Consider the following 15,465-nt stretch of genomic DNA (forward strand, 5'->3'; position numbering starts at 1 on the left):
CCACCACGGCTCGGACCGACTCTGTTCGCCGCGATATCAAGCCAACTGCTCCTTCTCGGGACTGGCCAGAGACTGCTCATACAAGCATCGATTTCGCTCCTTCAACTGGGCAATTACGCTGGGTTGACCTTGAGGGCCCTTGACGAAGAGCCCTCCCCAGGTTGCGGCAACACTTGCGTAATGAGGATCCTGCATTCGAATTTTCTGAGCTTTGCGCAAGAGCCAGAAAGGAATGCCGGGCGACAGATGGTGCTCAAGGTGGTATTCATCCAGATTCTGACCGACAATGGCTCGCTCGATAAAATTCCCCTTTCTATTCCGAGTCAGGTAGACGTTCGTTGTCTCGGTCTCGCACATAGGTGAGTGCTCGGCGAGCTCGATAAACCAGCCGAGAGCTTGAAACGTGGTGAGATAGGGCACGATCCAAAACAGGACGAGGACGTGGAGCAGTCCAAGAAGGTATGACCCACCGAATATGAGCGTCCAAAAGAGATAAAAGCCATACTTGTCGATGAGGATTCCCGACCGGCTCTGGTCCTCGACATCTGTGATCGAAAACCGATTAGTCCAAAGGTACTTCAGATACGCGACTGTCGCGCCACCCAGTATCGGCTTCCAGATGATGTTGAAGGCGTACTGCTTAGGAGGCACAACTTCGTAAACGCCGCTGGCCAAGAAGAACTTCAAGTCGGGATCCTTCTCCGGATCGCCGAGATTCGGGTGATGCAGGTAGACGTGTGAAATCCGGTATGCCCAGTGGCGCTGGAACAAAGGATAGGACGCGAACAAAATGCCCAGGATGTAATTCCAGGTCGTGTTGCTCGCGAGGGTGCGGTGAGCCGCATCGTGAGCGATTGTCGTCAATCCACGCTGGTAGGCGCCAATCAACAGAACTGCGAGGGGATATAACCACCATGACACATGAACCGTCGCCAGCACGCAAGCTGCGATCACAGCGTAGTCTTTCGCGATGTACGCAGCTCCCGTCACGTTGTCAGGCCTCAGCGCGGATAGCTGCTGGTTGATCTCGCGGCCAAATTGAACCGCCTCAAAACGTGACGACCTCAATTTCCAAGCATCTGCCTGTTTCATGAGAACCCCTTTCATAATCGGTTGTCAGATTGCGGAAAGCGCTTTTTCCAAGTCCTTGATGATGTCGTTAACATCTTCGATGCCGACGCAAAGCCGGATGGAGCCACCAAATATGCCGGCGGCTTCGCGCTTTTCCCGTGGGACGGTGGTGTGGGTCGTAGAGACAGGATGGGTTACCAGCGTGCGGGCGTCCCCCACATTCGACACGTGATACATCAGCTCGACGTTCTGGATGAACTTGCGGCCGGCTTGCTCGTTCTCCACCTCAAACATGATCATCGCCCCGTGCCCATACCCGGTATTAAGTGTCTGATCGATGATTTCTCGGTCAGCTCCCTCAAAAAGGCTCGGGTAGAAGACACGGCACACTTTCGGATGTTCCTTCAGAACGTTGGCTACAATCCTGGCATTTTCGCAGTGCTGCTTCATGCGAAGAGGTAGCGTTTCAAGTCCCTGAATGAGTTGAAAGCTCGCAAAAGGCGCGATGGCCGCGCCAGTATCGCGCAACCACGTCATACGCGCCTTGAGAAGAAATTCGCTCTTTCCGAGGTCGTCGAGCTCCGGCAACGCTTTGCGCCAGATGATCCCGCCGTGCGCATCATCCGGACTATTGAACAGTGGGAAGCGAGATCTTCCCCGGTAGTCGAACCCACAGTTGTCGACGATCAGTCCTCCGAGCGTCGTCCCATGACCGCAAATGTATTTCGTGGCAGAGTACGTCGTAATCGCGGCGCCGAGAGCTGACGGCTGGCAAACCAGGGGGGTTGTCGTATTGTCCACAACCAAGGGGACGCCGTGCCTTCTGCCGATCTCCGCCAGCTGCTGGACAGGAAGCGGAATCAGACAGGGATTGGAGATGACCTCCCCGAACAGACATATCGTGCGATCATCAATGGCGCGTTCGAACGTCTCGGGGTTTCGAGGGTCTGCCGTCCTTACGTTGATACCAAGACGCTTCAACGTGCTGTGGAGCAGATTCCAGGTATTGCCGTATAGATACGGAGAAGCGACGACGTTATCTCCCACCTCACCGCTTGATAAGTTTACGATCGCAAGAAACGTCGCCGCTTGACCTGATGCAACGGCCAGCGAGTCGCTTCCCATGTCGACGGCGGCGTACCTTTTTTCCAGCGCCCGGGTCGTCGGATTGATGATGCGAGTGTATGTGAAACCATCAGCCTTCACGTTATAGACGTCAGCAATGTGGCTCAAATTACCGTCGAGCTCATAGGCCGTATTCTGATAGATCGGCACTGCCACAGCTTTCGTCACCGGATCACGACGGTATCCTGCGTGCAGAACAGCAGTTTCGATCGAATATGAATGCCGCGCGATGCTCGCCATCGGGCGCGATATCTCTGTAGGGCTCTCGCGTGTTTCCTGGGCTGACACTCGTCCCACGGTCAGAGTCTCACCGGAGCGGAAGTATGCGCGAAAGGCGCAGCCCAACTGCTCAATCCAATTGGATTGAATCTCGCCAATACAGCCGATCCGAAAACTGCGCGTAGGAAGATGCAGTTTAGAGTAGACGTAGAGGTTATGGGCTATCAGGTGCCGATATAGGCAGTCAAACGCTACCTGGTCGGAGATGCCAGCTGGCGCGGTGAACGCCACGCAAACCGGCGACTGGAGGTTCGCTGGAAGCAGTGGGGACGCCACTCCTTCCAGCTCTTTTATGACGCTGCCTCTTATCTTCTCATACCTGCGGCGCCTGGCATCAATGCCTTCGATGCTCAGGACCTCCAATGCCTTTGTGACTGCCTGAACGATATGCGTTGGTGGGGTCGATCGCCATTCACCAGTGCGCTCAAGCGAGCGCCATTGATCTCTCACGTCGAGCACAAACGATCTTGGCTCTTGAACTGCATTCTCAAGAAGCTCGCGAGAGGCAATAACGAAAGCCAGCCCTGGCGGACCTTCGACGCACTTGTTGCTCGACGTAACCAAGACGTCTGGCCCGCCTCGGCCTAGGTCGATGTCGACGCCGCCGAAAGAACTCATTGCGTCGACGATAGTCTTTACACCACGCTGCCTTGCTCCTTCTATGATCGGTTCGAGCGGATTCACAATCCCGGTCGTAGTCTCGCAGTGGACCAAGCAGACGTGCGTGATACCTGGATCTCGGTTCAAACGCTCGATGACTTCCTCAGGGTCCAACGGTTCGGTGGCTCGCTTGATAAGAGTCACCGCTTGGACGCCCCACAGCCGCAGAATTTTGAGAATGCGCTCGCCATAGATGCCGTTTATGCAAACAAGCGGCCGGTCGGTTTGGGTGACAAATGAAGAGAGAGCAGCTTCCATTCCAAAGGAGCCGCCACCCTGGATAGGAACGACCGAATAGCCTTCCGCGTTGCCCGACACATTGAGCATCAGCCGCCTCATGCGAGCGGTCACTTCCTTGAACTCGCAATCGCGCGACGCGAGGTCGAGCTGCATCTGGGCCTTCACTGCCGACGATAACGACATTGGCCCAGGCGTCAGCAAAGCACGTTGTCTTGTCACTTCACCCCCGTTTAGTTGTCTCGTCACACGATCTCCTTATGTAGTGCCCATCGCAGTTCGACAGAATCACACGATGTGTTTCGCGTGACGACGACCGAAACCCCAATGAACGACACCTTTGACCCTAGTCGACAAATTCAGAACGATCTGCGTAAAGCCCGCAGCTCTCCCCGCAATCGGGCCGCACCGCGTTGCCGATCTCACTTGCCGCGAAGCATCAGCTTCCTTCTGGCATTGAGCTGCAGGTTTGAGGCCACCATCTCGTCTCGCTAAGGAGGCAAGTCAGCCACTCTGCTTACGTGTGAGCGGCGTGCTACGATCCGACGGTGAGCCAAGCACATCTGTCGGAGGCGCGTTGCAATGACGCAGACACAGCGATCTTCACGACAGTCGCTGATGACCGGGCTCGTCTTATGCGAGCCTAGGATTTGGGACATTCGCACTCTATGTCACTCGTTCGGACGGCTTCGGGTGCCGAAGCCCGTCACCGCTTATTTCGATACCTTACATCTTGACGTAAGGTGCGATTCAAGCCCCTCAGATAGCTTATCGTGTGAAACTTTTCGGACAACGCGGCTGTGTCGCATGTAATCCGAGGCGTCACAGTATGTGTACGATGTCCAAGATGAATCCCATCAAGCTTCAAAACGCCACCAAAGCACAACGCAGGCAAATGACCGCTATGGGTTCTTGAAGGAGAGCGCTTGTCGTGACCGCAGGTATAAGAGCCCGCCCGATTGCGTCGTTAGGGCTGCATTATCCTGTCCACTTCACGCCGACCAAGTCCGCAGCGGCGCCCGACGGCGGCCGTCTTTAGTTTGAGAGGCGGCCGAGGATTTGATCTTAAGTCTAACATTAAGGTCACGTGGCGAAAGGGCGCCGAACGTCGGTGGCGATGGAGTTGCGGCGAGAAGGTTCGTATCTCGGAGAGACCTTGCAGGCTGGCGAGCTGCGGCATCGCGCGCCGGCACGGGGTGGCTCACAGCCTGCTGTTCGCCTGACGTCGACAAGCGCGCCAGGGGCGACTGGGCGGAGATTCCGTGCCAGCTCTTGTTCCTGTCGAGATCACACCTACGCCGGCGGTATCGATCAGCACGCCGCCACCGGTGTCTTCACAGCTCGTCCATCGCGTCAGGATTTAGTTGAACGCCTTGGCCAGGTCATGGCCGCGGGACAGTTTGGCGAGCTGTTCGCGCACATAGACCTGTCGCGATGCGGGCAGAGGCCCTCTCGCGCGAACCGGGACATCGGCGCGCTCGCTGTCTGGAGCACCGGCGATCCGTCCAGCAGCGACTTCGGCGCGCAAAGGTGATCTGAAACTGGATGAGGTGCCCAACGATCTGAGCACGTTCCTGCGCTAGCTCTCGCAGCCAGCGTTGCCTCTCCTCGAGTTACTGAGTATCGGATCATCGATCAAGCGGAGCGATACCCCAATTCGCGACCTCTGCGTCAGGTTCTAAACGCATCCCAATCTTAGAACGAAGTCAGCCGACGATTCGCATTTGAACCGGCACCAGATCGGCGGGCCTTTACCAGCTCGAATTTAGGCCAGAGGAATTGAACTGTTAGGCGACATTAGGTCGAGAGACAGAGCCGTACGATTCACTCAGAAGAAGGGTGCTCGGCGGCAAGCGGAGAAAGTGATCTGGGGCAGCCCCCACAGAGATCCCGCGCGCCCAGCCGATTTTCCTGCTACAAACACTTGTTCCCCAAAAAATTGGCCCTATTTCAGCTGCGCCTGTGTTGGCACTCGCAGCCCGCGATTGCTAGCAATCGGGAAATCTTCAACTGGTGTAAATGATTAGGAGATCTGCATGGAATTCCGTCCGCTTCACGACCGCGTCGTGGTCAAGCGCATTGACGCAGAAGGAAAGACCGCTGGCGGCATCATCATTCCGGACACTGCCAAGGAAAAGCCCTCTCAGGGCGAAGTCACCGCCGTCGGCCCCGGCGGCCGCGACGAGAGCGGCAAGCTGATCCCGATCGACGTCCTGGTCGGCGACCGCGTCCTGTTCGGCAAATGGTCAGGCACCGAGGTCAAGCTCGACGGCCAGGAGCTGTTGATCATGAAAGAGAGCGACATCCTGGGCGTTCTCACGGACGTGTCCGCCAAGAACAAGGCCGCCTAAACCATCGCTCGCACCGCTCATCCTGAGGAGCGCCTGCTGGGCGTCGCCAAGGGTGAGACCAAGTAAAACATTCAGGAAAACCCACATGTCAGCCAAAGAAGTCAAGTTCGGCGTAGACGCCCGCGACCGCATGTTGCGCGGCGTCGAAATTCTCAACAACGCGGTAAAGGTCACCCTCGGCCCCAAGGGCCGCAACGTTGTCCTCGACAAATCGTTCGGCGCTCCCCGCATCACCAAGGACGGCGTCACCGTCGCCAAGGAGATCGAGCTCGACGACAAGTTCGAGAACATGGGTGCGCAGATGGTGCGCGAAGTCGCCTCCAAGTCCGCCGATGCGGCCGGCGACGGCACCACCACCGCAACCGTGCTCGCGGCCGCGATCGTTCGTGAAGGCGCCAAGTCGGTTGCCGCCGGCATGAACCCGATGGATCTGAAGCGTGGTATCGACCTGGCCGTGGAAGCCGTGGTCGCCGACCTCGTCAAGAACTCCAAGAAGGTCACCTCGAACGACGAGATCGCCCAGGTCGGCACCATCTCGGCCAACGGCGACGCCGAGATTGGCAAGTTCCTCTCCGACGCCATGAAGAAGGTCGGCAACGAGGGTGTCATCACCGTCGAGGAAGCCAAGTCGCTCGAGACCGAGCTCGACGTCGTCGAGGGCATGCAGTTCGACCGCGGCTACATCTCGCCCTACTTCGTCACCAACGCCGACAAGATGCGCGTTGAGATGGACGACGCCTACATCCTCATCAACGAGAAGAAGCTCTCCTCGCTGAACGAGCTGCTCCCGCTGCTCGAGGCGGTGGTGCAGACCGGCAAGCCGCTGATCATCGTCGCCGAGGACGTCGAAGGCGAAGCCCTCGCGACCCTCGTCGTCAACCGTCTGCGCGGTGGTCTGAAGGTCGCGGCCGTCAAGGCTCCGGGCTTCGGCGATCGCCGCAAGGCCATGCTTCAGGATATCGCGATCCTGACCGGCGGCCAGGCGATCTCGGAAGATCTCGGCATCAAGCTCGAGAACGTCACGCTCAACATGCTCGGTCGCGCCAAGAAGGTGATGATCGACAAGGAGAACACCACGATCGTCAACGGCGCCGGCAAGAAGGCCGACATCGAGGCGCGCGTGTCGCAGATCAAGGCGCAGATCGAGGAAACCACCTCGGACTACGACCGTGAGAAGCTCCAGGAGCGTCTTGCCAAGCTCGCTGGCGGCGTCGCGGTGATCCGCGTCGGCGGCGCGACCGAGGTCGAGGTGAAGGAGCGCAAGGATCGCGTTGATGACGCGATGCATGCGACCCGCGCGGCTGTCGAGGAAGGCATCGTCCCGGGCGGCGGCGTCGCCCTGCTCCGTGCCTCCGAGCAGCTCAAGGGTTTGCGCACCAAGAACGACGACCAGAAGACCGGCGTCGAGATCGTGCGCAAGGCGCTCTCCGCGCCCGCTCGCCAGATCGCGATCAACGCCGGTGAAGACGGCTCGGTGATCGTCGGCAAGATCCTGGAGAAGGAGCAATACGCCTACGGCTTCGACTCGCAGACCGGCGAGTATGGCAACCTGGTCAGCAAGGGCATCATCGACCCGACCAAAGTGGTCCGCACCGCGATTCAGAACGCTGCCTCCGTGGCGGCCCTGCTGATCACTACCGAGGCCATGGTCGCCGAGCTGCCGAAGAAGAACACCGGCGCGCCCGCGATGCCTCCGGGCGGCGGCATGGGCGGCATGGGCGGCATGGACTTCTGATCCAACTATCTCTAAAATGCGATCCCCGGCAGAAAAATGCCGGGGGTCATTTTTTGGGTCATTTTTTGCTCGCGACTTTTTCAGTTCGTTGTTCTGATCTCGCGCTATGCGCTGCGGAAATGACGATCAGCAGTTGCTAGACGTTCCGCTTGGGTTTTGCGAGTCTGCTGGTAGGCATGTCACCGGGAGGACGAACGGGTGATCGCCCTTCTGCACAGTCTTTCCCTGCGGCATCAACGTCGGCGGCTGGTCAAGGCGAACACCTGAGAACGCCCGGTCGCGGTAGCCACCCATTGGCGCTACTGACTTAAATAGCATCGGCTCCCGCGCCAATCCTTCGCTGTAAACAGATGCGCGAGGTACGTGGTGGTCCCCGGGAAGAGCGATCCTCATCTCTCCTAATTTGGGCCGATCTGTTGCACCGTCCACAATCAGAAGAAGAACATCGCCTACTCAATCGAGACGGAAGATCTTTCGCCCAACCGCTACAATTTCCCGGTCGGTCGGAGTATTACTCGTCTCGACGTGCAGGGTGAGATCTGGCCTGTTCACTCTCAGGAAGTTCATCAGTTCGGTTTTCTCGGTTCCCGGTCCGATGATCAGCAGATCAGTGCAGCTACTCAGGGCCCGACCTACCCTGACGACAAACGGCGGATCGTCATTCACGTCGGCAGAGCCAGTATGCGTTTTGCAATCAAGACGCTGGGGCGCCAAATGCGCGTACGGCCGTCGCGCTGACGCCCGTTAAACCTATGGAGAATATCTTAGCAAAGAGGTGGTCGATCCACACGACCGCGCGCGAATGAATCTGAGTTGCCATGTCGCTCATGAATGGATTCCTTTGCCTTTGGTGATTCACCTCTCCGTCGGAGCGCAAGCCCGCACGCAAATTTCCTGCGGCTGACGAGGCCAATCATGGCTCAAGTGATCAGCGTAAGCCGACTCGCTACGTTGATGTAACCGGGAACAGATCGCGTTCAGTGAGCGCTGTGCAGCTGGAAAGTGTCCACAACTTCATGCCGCAAGCCGCCTTGACGATCGAAGGCTTGTGCATTCTCCGCTCCATGTCGCCCACTGCTCCGAGATGGAGTTAACGCACCATTGCGAATGCTCGAGCGCAACGAAGGAGAGCTCTTGTGGCTGTGAGAGTTCTAGATATTCAGGTTTGCGAAGCCGAAGCCATCCCGCCGGACGTGGGGATGGCTGGAGTGAAGCCATAGAGCACAATGACATCCCGCAGTAGCGAGGCATGACATACACGGATGCGGCCTGGTCACTGATCTCTCCGACCAAACGCGCTGATGTTGACAGGCCGCCATTTGCACTGGCGACCTTAACGAACTCACTCGTCAACCGCACTCAATCCACAAGCCGCCTGGATGCATAGGTGTATTCGAATGCCAGCCGGCGCGCGCATCCCGTGAGATTGGCGGCCGCGCTATGTCCGCCGTCGATATTCTCATAGCAGTAATAGGGCTGGCCGAGCGCAGCAAGCCTGGCGGCTGCCTTGCGGCCGTGGGCCGGATGCACGCGGTCGTCCTTGGTGGAAGTGAGAATGAAGGGGACTGGGTAGGTCTTGCCCGGGACAAGCTTCTGATAGGGTGAGTAGGCCTCGATCCACCCGCGCTGCTCGGGATGGCGGGATCGCCATATTCGCCGATGTAGGAGGAGGCTGCACCCAACTTGGTGAACCGAAACATGTCGAACAGCGCCACCTGCACGATCGCTGCGTTGAAGCGGCCCCGGCGCTGAGTAATCGCGGTGCCCACCAGCAGACCTCCCTGGCTGCCGCCGACCACGCCCAATCGGCGCGGAGAGGTGACCTTCCGGCGGATTAGGTCCTCCGTAAAGGCGATGAAATCATCCCATGTCCGCTGCTTCGTTGCCGTTTGGGCCGCCTCGTGCCATCGCGGCCCAAACTCGCCGCCGCCCCGCAGGTTCGCGACGACATATGCACTGCCCTGGTCGGGCAAGAGCCGCCCCATCGCTCCCGCACAGGATGGCAGGAGCGAGGCGAGGAATCCGCCATAACCATTGAGAAGAGTTGGGATCTCCGCTCCGAACCTCGCGTTCTTGGGACGCACCAGAAAGTGGGGAATCCGGGTCCCGTCGAGCGAAGTGGCCTCGAACTGCTCCGCGACATGCCTGGACGGGTTGAATTTCGGAGGTGCCGTCCTCAGTATTTCAAGCCCTTCGCTCGCCGCGTCGAAGTACCAGAGAGACGTCGGCCCCAGATAGTTGGAGACGGTGAACAGCACCACGTCCGTTTCTTCGCTAGCGGCTGACAGGCTGACGTTCTCGTTCGTAGGGAGCGGGATCGGCGTGTCCCGCCAAGTGCCCTGGTCGTACCTATAGATGAAAGCCATGCTCTGAACATTGTCAGGGATCGCCATCAACAAGTTCTTGGTGACCGCGAACCCGCTGAGCGCTCGCCGAGGCTCGGGCTGGAAGACGAGCGATGGCATCCCGCGCAGCGGATGTTGCTTCCATTTGCCCAAGCCATACGAGATCATCGAGTCGGCCGCAAAGCGGGTGCTGCCGGACTGTATCCAGTCTTCATCGAGCGTCACGAGCAGGCGGCCACTGACGATGCCGCTGCTGTTTGCTTTCTTTGGCAGGTTTAGCTTGATCGGTCCGTTAGGCCCAAAGAGCACATACTCCTGCTCGAAGAAGCTTATCGCGCGCATGGCGCTGGCCGCATGAACTTTGCCTTCATTATCCCGCAGCACGAAGGGCCGCCACGGCATCGGTCGGCTCTCCACGGAAGACCTCGCGCGCTCGAACGAGCGGCTGAGCGCGCTTCAGCTCCTTCAAGACGAAAGGGTAGCCAACCTGCGTCAGGGTCCCTTCTCCCCAATCTCGTGCGATAAGGACCGTGTGGCGGTCGATCCAGCTGACGGCCTGCTTTCCCTCCGGAAGAGCAAAACCGGTCGTGACGAAGGCGTTGGTGTCCAGGTCGAACTCTCGGACGCGTACCGCGTCCTTACCGCCATCAGAAAACTGGACGAGGCACAGGCGCTCTTCGGACGGCAGGCAGCTAGCACCTTTAAAGACCCAGTTTTTCTTATCCGCGACCGTCCCCTCGGGTGAGAACAAGAACTGGCTCCACGGAATCAAGCACAGGCTGTCGGCTTTCGTCAAAACCGTCAGGGCAACGTCTCTTGATTGTTCATTAAAAGCGGCCACCGATGGTGGTTCGCTACTCACCGACCTGCGAGATCGAGGCGGCGTGCGAGGGAGAGATTGGTCTTACCGGCGGGCAACGGCGGTCGTGATCTCCCGAGTCTCTGGTGGTCCGACGCTGACAGGGTGCCAAGGTCGACAAGCGTCCATAATCAAACGTCTCGAGCATGCGCGATTCGCCTTTCGACGCGCGCTTGATCTCGGCATCGCTGCGTTGGCGCTGGAAGGATTTCGTTTGCGCCGGCTACAGCCGAAGGCCGGGTGTTCGGCACCTGAATTATCCGGCGGACCGCCAAGCTTGCACAGTCTTACATACGAGTTTGTGACGTTAGATTACCTTCGAAGCACTTGAGAACGGTTAGGGCACATGCTTGCATGGCATCGAGCAACTTGACTTCTTCGCGCCTGCTCCGTTGAGGAAGCAGAGAATATGCTGTGCAATGGCGGATGCCCACCCATCCTCTTGTCCTTACTGTTGGCCGTCAACGTCAGCACGATCGTCAAGGCCGAGGAGCCCTCACCGAAGTACGCTGAGGTGCTCAGTGCCTTGCAGACTGGCAATACTCTGAAGGTCATACTGGACCTAAACCGCTGCACCACTGTCGACCCCGGCCCGGCCACAGGGTGGGTTGATTATCAATGCCTTCAGGGTGACTGCCCAGAACGGCATCAGCTTCTGCAATGCTCATCAAACCGTGGACAGTTTCGGGTACCCGGTGACGGACTACATCCGCCACAGCCTCAGCCGCGAAGGCAAGCTCACGGTGCGGGCCTCAAAGCTGGTGGCCGGGCCGGCCAAGGTCATGAACGAGGGCGAATTCGTCTGCGAACTGCGGAACGGCGCGCAGTTCGTCTACAAATTGGAATGAGGCTTGAGCCGTTCTTAGCCGCGTCGCAATGTGATAGGCATCCCATTCGGCACGCGCCGATGACAACTTCGATCGGGCTACATTACCTGAGGAGCTAGCGACCAGGATGCCCAGTTCCTTCGTGCTCACCGCTGCCTGCGCACATCGATGGATTCCGGCGCTAAGGCCGTTCGCGCGGCTCCGCGTTCGCTCCACTCATCCAAATCTAGTGGAGCGCATGCCGCCTGAAGAACGGCTTTTTGAGAGGCTGTGACGTTGTCTCGAAATCCTGATCAGGTCGCCGTAACGACACTTTAGAACTCCTTCTCGGAGCCATTTTGGATAACGCTCATCGCGGTGTCATCAAGCGCAGCGAGAGGCGCTAGGGCGAACACATCTGTGCAACTGAGTTGGTGCAACTCCATAGAAGGCGCTGGGTTAGCGCTGGTTCCGCAGCGAGGCGGAGCCCCGAAGCCACGGGACCGCGTAGAGCAGCACACGAAGAGGGAAAACATGTGTGAAGACGGCCTCCCGATCCTGCCTCATCCAATGACGCCGTCTCGCCGTTCGCTAATGCTGTTCACGGCTTCGGCGGCGGGCATGCTGCTGGGCGGTAGGATTGCGGGCGCCATGGAGGCAACAGCGCCGCCAAAACCGGACAACCTTCTCACGCCGGACGCTTCGCTGAAGCGCCTAATGGAAAGCAATGCGCGCTTCGTTCAGGGCCCATCACGACTCGACGATTTCAGGCAGGAGCGCGAAGCTTTAATCGGCGGGCAAAATCCATATGCGGCGGTCCTAACCTGCGCCGATTCACGTATCGCACCCGAACATGTTTTCAATAGCGGACTTGGCGATCTGTTCGTCTGCCGTGTTGCTGGTAATTTCGCCAACGATGAAATGCTAGCCAGCCTTGAATATGCGGTGGCCGTGCTAAATACCCCGGTGGTCCTGGTACTTGGCCACGATCGCTGCGGCGCTGTCGGTGCTACGATCGAGTCCTTAAGAGAGGGCAAGTCTTTGCCTGGGCACATTCCATCTCTCGCCGCCGCACTTGCGCCCGCAGTAAAAGCGTCTTCCCAGGAAAGCGGAGATGCACTCGCAAATGCGATCCGGCGAAATGTAATCGACAACGTCAATAAGCTCAAATCGGCGGCTCCGATTTTAAATATAGCAATCGAGCAGAATAGGCTGAAAGTCGTCGGGGGTCTTTATCGGCTCGATACCGGCCGAGTCGAATTGGTGAGCTGACCGTCATCAGAGCGCTATTTCGGAGCAGTGCCGTTTGAAGCGACAAGGTTGAAAGGTTTCTGCCGCCGAGTCGACCAGATCCTGGTGATCGGAGGGACAGATCTTACGCAGCGCGCCGGGGCAGCGCCTTCACGGGGCAAGCCCCACCCGTGGACGAATGGATAGTACGTTACGTACGGACCTGGCTACTTCCGGGAAGCCAGGAGCTTGGACAAATTTATGCGGTCATTTCGTTGAAAGGCCTTGAATCGCACGTAACGTCACATTGTACGATCTTGAAATGAGATCGCGACCTCTGACAAACGAACGTAAGCTACTCCTAGCGTGTGGGGTGATGGCATAACGATCTTGTCGTATTTCGAATTTGCGGCGAACGCTCGCCGTAAATGAGCCGGCGGCAACTCTCCCTTGCCGACGGTCGGTGCGATGTGTAGCAGCGTCGCTCCTCCCAGACTGACTTCGCCCGGCTTCCAAAACGAGGCCGGGCCTTTTTTTCCGTCGGGACGGACGTTAGCGCCTTATCGACGCGCAACTGCTCGATCATCTCGTCCGGAACCAGGCACACTTGCGAGGTCGAGTCCGGCAAGACAACACGCGTTACGACGACATCGGCATGCTGATTGTAATTCGTCAACACATCGCAGCCTTCGGTTCTATCATACAAAGCAACGCTTCCGCAGCCATCAACGACTTGAACGGTTCCGGCCCGTTTTTCCTGTAGATAGGCCATATGTTCCTTGCGCAGGAACACCAATACCGCAAGGTACCGACCTGAAGAGGATATCGTGACGCGTACACAACGAACGCATTGGTTTTTGCGTCCCGAAGCCAACTGCTGTGCAGTAGTTCTTATTGTGCAACAGCATCTCTGTGCCTCGAGTCGGCGGGTGCGCGAGATCAGCCGCCGACCGACGCGAAGAAAGACGCTTGCATGCAGGACGTGTTTCGCCTGTGTAGCACCCACATCCCGGATCGCACCGCCATCACTGGCGTGTCTCAAAGCCAAGCAGGCGAGCTTGAGACATCGCGACGTGATTTCCGTTGGCGATACCGCCAAAGAAAACCGAGACTCGAAGTGAGGTACTACCAACCATCCTGCACCCTCGATCGCCCCCGCGCGGCGCTCCCCAAACCGAGCCGCAAGGTAATAATTGCGCGGTGGATCGCCGACTCACTGTCAACAAAAGCGAGCGAAGCTATCGAAAGCGGACCAACCGCTCGCAAGTGACGGAAGTCTCGTTTGAGTTGTTTGTTTGGAGACACAATGCCTTTCGATACAGTCCTTATTGCCAACAGAGGCGAGATCGCCGCCCGCATCATCAAGACGTTGCGAAAGCTGGGCCTTCGTTCTGCAGTTGTCTACCACGAGGTCGATGCGCGAAGCCCGGCAGTCTCCATGGCCGACACAGCGATTCTTATCAGCGGTCACACGCCGATCGCGGCCTATCTGGACATCGCACAAATTATCGCCGCCGCTCACAAGGCGGGCGCCGGCGCTGTTCATCCAGGTTATGGATTTCTTTCCGAACAGGCTCAATTCGCTACGGCCGTGGTAAAGGCCGGCATTGCGTTCATCGGCCCCGCACCCGAAACTATTGAACTGATGGGCGATAAGATTAGGGCCCACAACTTCGTCCAGTCGAACGGCTTTCCAGTGGCCCCATCTGCAATTGAGGAGGACGATCCAGCGACGTTCGTCTCCAGGGCGCGTGCAATTGGAACCCCTTTGCTGGTAAAACCGTCAGGGGGCGCGGGCGGCAAGGGCATGCGGATTGTACGTGACGTCGATGCTCTGGAAGGCGCGATTGAGCAAGCTCGCTCTGAGGGGCAACGGTATTTTGGGGATCGCCGGCTTTACGTCGAAAGATACATTGAGAACCCGCGGCATATCGAAGTGCAGGTACTCGGCGACTCCTTTGGGAACATTGTACATCTGTTTGAGCGGGAATGCTCGGTGCAACGACGCTTCCAGAAGATCATCGAGGAAGCGCCCTCGCCAGCGCTGTCGCCAGAACTACGGAAACGCGTCTGCGAGACCGCGGTCGGTATCGCACGCGCCGCGAATTATCAGAACGCAGGAACCGTTGAATTCATTTTCGATGCAGGAGAATTCTACTTTCTCGAGATGAATACGCGCCTACAGGTCGAACATCCCGTGACTGAGATGATCACCGGCATCGATCTTGTCGCCGAACAGGTCTATGCCACCGCGGGCCGAGAACTTGGTTTTGCTCAGTCAGATATCGTTTCGAACGGCCACGCTATCGAAGTAAGGCTGTACGCTGAAGCCCCCGAACGAGGCTATGTTCCGACGTCCGGCAAAGTACTTCTTCTCGAGTATCCGAGCGGGGTACGGATTGACAGCGGCATCACGCAGGGTCAGCCAATCACCACTGCGTTTGATCCCATGCTCGCAAAGATCATCGCGCATTCGCCGACGCGCACATTGGCCACCGCGACGGCCAATCACGCGATTCAGGGGGTTATTCTTCTCGGCTGCGAGACAAACGCTGGCTTCCTCGCCCGCATCCTTTCAGACGAGTCGTTTGTCCGCGGACAGTTTCATACAGGATATTTGGAGGAAAACCCGCACATCGCCGCCGGTAACTCTGCTACCGACCTACCGGCATTCCTGGCATCAGCTGCTCTCCTGACCCGACAAGTCCGCGAATCGGCCGACGCCGTACCCGCACTTCACGCTTCGCTGGGCCATTGGAGAAATTGA

General features: G+C 58.1%; 9 protein-coding genes and 1 pseudogene. 5 read left to right on the forward strand and 5 right to left on the reverse strand.

The features are described 5' to 3' along the window. Positions 1-36 precede the first annotated feature (36 nt). Positions 37-1,092, reverse strand: coding sequence for a dhydrorhizobitoxine desaturase (gene rtxC / locus IVA80_RS31855; RefSeq protein ID WP_247438869.1), 1,056 nt, complete (start codon positions 1,090-1,092; stop codon positions 37-39). Positions 1,093-1,116: 24 nt separating this feature from the next. Continuing rightward, positions 1,117-3,621 carry a 2-aminoethylphosphonate--pyruvate transaminase gene (locus tag IVA80_RS31860; RefSeq protein WP_346348044.1) on the reverse strand — a complete coding sequence of 835 codons (2,505 nt, stop codon included), beginning with the start codon at positions 3,619-3,621 and terminating at the stop codon, positions 1,117-1,119. A 1,787-nt stretch (positions 3,622-5,408) separates the two neighbouring features. Here IVA80_RS31860 and IVA80_RS31865 point away from each other — a divergent pair. Then, entirely contained in the window at positions 5,409-5,723 is a 315-nt protein-coding gene (locus IVA80_RS31865) for a co-chaperone GroES (protein ID WP_247438871.1), read from the forward strand. Positions 5,724-5,808: 85 nt separating this feature from the next. Beyond that, positions 5,809-7,458, forward strand: coding sequence for a chaperonin GroEL (groL, locus tag IVA80_RS31870; protein ID WP_247438872.1), 1,650 nt, complete (start codon positions 5,809-5,811; stop codon positions 7,456-7,458). Between the two features lie 1,359 nt (positions 7,459-8,817). Here the strand turns inward: groL and IVA80_RS38760 are convergent. The 3 genes and pseudogenes from IVA80_RS38760 to IVA80_RS31880 all read right to left on the reverse strand — a co-directional run bounded on the left by IVA80_RS38760 (position 8,818) and on the right by IVA80_RS31880 (position 10,644). Further along, positions 8,818-9,264 (reverse strand): prolyl oligopeptidase family serine peptidase, encoded by a 447-nt coding sequence (locus tag IVA80_RS38760; protein ID WP_346348047.1) that lies wholly within the window; start codon positions 9,262-9,264, stop codon positions 8,818-8,820. Beyond that, positions 9,198-10,205, reverse strand: a pseudogene (locus tag IVA80_RS31875) (prolyl oligopeptidase family serine peptidase); the annotation flags it as partial. The gene IVA80_RS38760 and the pseudogene IVA80_RS31875, both read right to left, overlap by 67 nt. Next, entirely contained in the window at positions 10,174-10,644 is a 471-nt protein-coding gene (locus IVA80_RS31880) for a hypothetical protein (RefSeq protein WP_247438874.1), read from the reverse strand. The gene IVA80_RS31880 and the pseudogene IVA80_RS31875, both read right to left, overlap by 32 nt. A 626-nt stretch (positions 10,645-11,270) precedes the next feature. Between IVA80_RS31880 and IVA80_RS31885 the strand changes: the two genes are divergently transcribed. The 3 genes from IVA80_RS31885 to IVA80_RS31895 all read left to right on the forward strand — a co-directional run bounded on the left by IVA80_RS31885 (position 11,271) and on the right by IVA80_RS31895 (position 15,465). Continuing rightward, on the forward strand, positions 11,271-11,510 hold the full coding sequence (locus IVA80_RS31885) for a VirK family protein (RefSeq protein WP_247438875.1): 240 nt from the start codon (positions 11,271-11,273) through the stop codon (positions 11,508-11,510). Positions 11,511-12,002: 492 nt separating this feature from the next. Beyond that, positions 12,003-12,740, forward strand: coding sequence for a carbonic anhydrase (locus IVA80_RS31890; RefSeq protein WP_247438877.1), 738 nt, complete (start codon positions 12,003-12,005; stop codon positions 12,738-12,740). A gap of 1,264 nt (positions 12,741-14,004) precedes the next feature. Further along, a complete protein-coding gene (locus tag IVA80_RS31895; RefSeq protein ID WP_247438880.1) occupies positions 14,005-15,465 on the forward strand; it encodes a biotin carboxylase N-terminal domain-containing protein in 1,461 nt (486 codons plus the stop codon).

This window comes from Bradyrhizobium sp. 139 (assembly GCF_023074175.1).
Classification (GTDB): domain Bacteria; phylum Pseudomonadota; class Alphaproteobacteria; order Rhizobiales; family Xanthobacteraceae; genus Bradyrhizobium.

Bases quoted from the DNA above. Each gene is read 5' to 3' on its own strand.
- groL (WP_247438872.1), top strand. From the start codon at position 5,809: ATGTCAGCCAAAGAAGTCAAGTTCGGCGTAGACGCCCGCGACCGCATG.
- IVA80_RS31890 (WP_247438877.1), top strand. From the start codon at position 12,003: ATGTGTGAAGACGGCCTCCCGATCCTGCCTCATCCAATGACGCCGTCT.
- IVA80_RS31895 (WP_247438880.1), top strand. From the start codon at position 14,005: ATGCCTTTCGATACAGTCCTTATTGCCAACAGAGGCGAGATCGCCGCC.
- IVA80_RS31865 (WP_247438871.1), top strand. From the start codon at position 5,409: ATGGAATTCCGTCCGCTTCACGACCGCGTCGTGGTCAAGCGCATTGAC.
- rtxC (WP_247438869.1), bottom strand. From the start codon at position 1,092: ATGAAACAGGCAGATGCTTGGAAATTGAGGTCGTCACGTTTTGAGGCG.